Source organism: Sphingomonas sp. (assembly GCF_040398505.1).
GTDB lineage: Bacteria > Pseudomonadota > Alphaproteobacteria > Sphingomonadales > Sphingomonadaceae > Sphingomonas.
Window position 1 is genome coordinate 2,036 of sequence record NZ_JBBATX010000157.1, and the last position, 2,543, is coordinate 4,578.

Genomic DNA, 2,543 nt, shown 5'->3' on the forward strand with positions numbered 1-2,543 from the left:
GTCGCCATTCCGATTATGGTTGCCACGGTCTTCGTGATCCAGCGCAACCGTCGGCTACGTCCGCGGACCCGCCACCAGTCGCGCTATTTCTCGATCAGCCTGACCGATACCGACGCGCCCGGCATCCCGGACGACCGGCCGCACTGAGGCGCCTTGCCCGCCCGGCAAATTCGCTTTCGTATTTTGGGTATGCTCTGCTAGGTCTCGGAGGAGACTAGAAACTTCCCCGGGAGAAATGCGTGATGGCGACCGACCAGGCTCCCCAACCGGCCCCCCAGCCAGTCGCTGCGCCAACCCGCGCGAGCGGCTATGCCTGGTATGTCCTCGGCATTCTGTTCGTCGTGTATGTCCTGAATTTCGTCGATCGTCAGATCATCTCGATCCTTGCCGAAGATATTAAACGCGACCTGCATTTGAAGGATGAGGATCTCGGCTTCCTCTACGGCACCGCCTTCGGCGTCTTCTATTCCTTGTTCGGGATTCCGCTGGGCCGGCTCGCCGATAATTGGAACCGCGTGCGGTTGATGACGCTCGGGCTGGTTTTGTGGTCGAGCATGACCGCGCTGTCGGGCTTTGCCCGCAATGGCGGGATGCTGGTCGGCGCGCGGATCGGCGTCGGCATCGGGGAGGCGACCGCAAGCCCCTCGGCCTATTCGCTGATCTCCGATTATTTCCCCAAGAAACTGCGCGCGACCGCGCTCGCCATTTATTCGTCGGGCCTCTACGTCGGCGGCGGCGTCTCGCTCAGCATCGCCGGGATGATCGTCCATCGCTGGAACCTGGCGTATCCCGATGGCGGCCCGCTCGGTCTGCATGGCTGGCAAGCCGCGTTCATTGCGGTCGGGCTGCCGGGGCTGCTGATCGCGCTGCTCGTCGCCACCTTGCGCGAACCCATACGCGGCGCGGTCGAGGGCCTGCCCGAGCCCGAGCGTCACCCCGCACCGTTCAAGGCGCTGCTCGCTGACCTGCTCACGATCGTGCCGCCCTTCACGCTGATCGGCGCGGCGCGCGGCGGCCCGCGCGCGCTCGCCGTCAATTTGCTCGCGCTCGGCATCGTCTCGGGCGTGATCGCGATCCTGCTCGCTTATGGCGAGCCGTGGCCGCAATGGACCGCGGTCGGGCTGGGGGCCTATGCCGTCTTCTCCTGGGCAACCGCGCTCAAGCGTCGCGATTTGCCGACCTATACGCTGGTCATCGCCAACCCGGCGTTCATCGCGGTCGTCATCGCTTACGGCCTCAACGCGTTTGTGGCCTACGGCGTCAGCCTGTGGTCCGCGCCGTTCGCGATGCGCAACCTGGGCGTCACGATCCAGCAGGCTGGCGGCACGATCGGCGGCACGCTCGCCTTTGGCGGCTTTGTCGGCGTCACGGTCGGCGGTGTGATCGCCGATCGCTTGCGGCGCTGGCACCCCTCGGGGCGGATCATGGTCATCCTGTTCGGCGCGATCGTGCCCTTGCCCTTCATCATTCTCGCCTTCCGCGCCACCGATGTCGTGGTCTTCGTACCGTGCCTGTTGATCGCCGCCACCTGCGCGAGCACCGCTTTGGGGGCCGCTGGCGCGACCATGCAGGATCTCGTCCTGCCCCGGATGCGCGGCACTGCGACCGGTGCCTTCTTCATCGGCACGACGCTGCTCGGGCTGGCGATGGGGCCATATATTGCCGGCCGCGTCTCGACGCTGACCGGGAGTCTCTCGACCGGGGTGCTGTCGCTGCTGCTCACCGCGCCGATCACGATCGCGGCGGGCATCGCGGCGTATCGCCTCGTTCCCAAGGCCGAAGCCAATCGCGAAGCCCGCGCGCGGGCGGCGGGGGAGCCGATCTAGCGCCGCGGGGCTAACAACTCCGTTCGTGCTGAGCTTGTCGAAGCACAGGGTGCCACAGGCGAAACCTGTGTGTGTGGCACAGGCCCTTCGACAGGCTCAGGGCGAACGGTTCAGGCGTCAGTTCGCCCCAAACACCCCGCACGCAATCCGCGCGCCGCTATTGCCCGACGGGTCGGTCATCAGATCGTCGGCCTTGTCATGCACCACGATCGCCGATCCGTCGGCGTCGAGCAGCCCGGCCATCGTCGCCGCCGGAATGACCAGCCCGATCGTGCCATGCCCGTTCGAGGCGATGACGAGGTTGGGCAAATCGCCCTCATGCGGGCCTTGCGGGTTCATCGACCCGTGCTTTGCGCCCAGCGGGTTCCAATGCCCGCCCGCCGTCTGGAAATCGGGTGCGTCGCAATGCCCGACGGTATGGACGTGCGCGCCATGCGTGCCCGGGGTCAGGCCGTGTACGTCGAGCGTGACGCGAAGCCCGCCTGCCACTTCGGTTGCCACCGCGCGGCCAACATCGGCACCATCGGGCGTGCGCAGCATCGCGACCGCCTGTGCGCCCTTGGCGATCGGCGCGCCGGTCGCCACCGACTCCTTGTCGCAGGCCGAAAGCATGAGGGCCGTCGTCAGAACGGTCGTTGCGAAAGCGAATCGACGCATGGGGGAACTCCTGTGATCGTGCCGCGACTAGCTGCGCGTATCAGCCCGAACGCGCAACCG

General features: G+C 66.7%; 2 protein-coding genes. One reads left to right on the plus strand and one right to left on the minus strand.

The genetic code is table 11. The features are described from left to right. Positions 1 to 242: 242 nt before the first annotated feature. Entirely contained in the window at positions 243 to 1,826 is a 1,584-nt protein-coding gene (locus tag ABWP09_RS13615; RefSeq protein WP_353205666.1) for a spinster family MFS transporter, read from the plus strand. A gap of 117 nt (positions 1,827 to 1,943) precedes the next feature. On the opposite strand, the gene ABWP09_RS13620 is transcribed toward ABWP09_RS13615, so the two are convergent. Continuing rightward, a complete protein-coding gene (locus ABWP09_RS13620; RefSeq protein ID WP_353205667.1) occupies positions 1,944 to 2,483 on the minus strand; it encodes a superoxide dismutase family protein in 540 nt (179 codons plus the stop codon). Between the last annotated feature and the right edge of the window lie 60 nt (positions 2,484 to 2,543).

Coding starts and splice junctions, on each gene's coding strand:
- ABWP09_RS13615 (WP_353205666.1), top strand. CDS start 243: ATGGCGACCGACCAGGCTCCCCAACCGGCCCCCCAGCCAGTCGCTGCG.
- ABWP09_RS13620 (WP_353205667.1), bottom strand. CDS start 2,483: ATGCGTCGATTCGCTTTCGCAACGACCGTTCTGACGACGGCCCTCATG.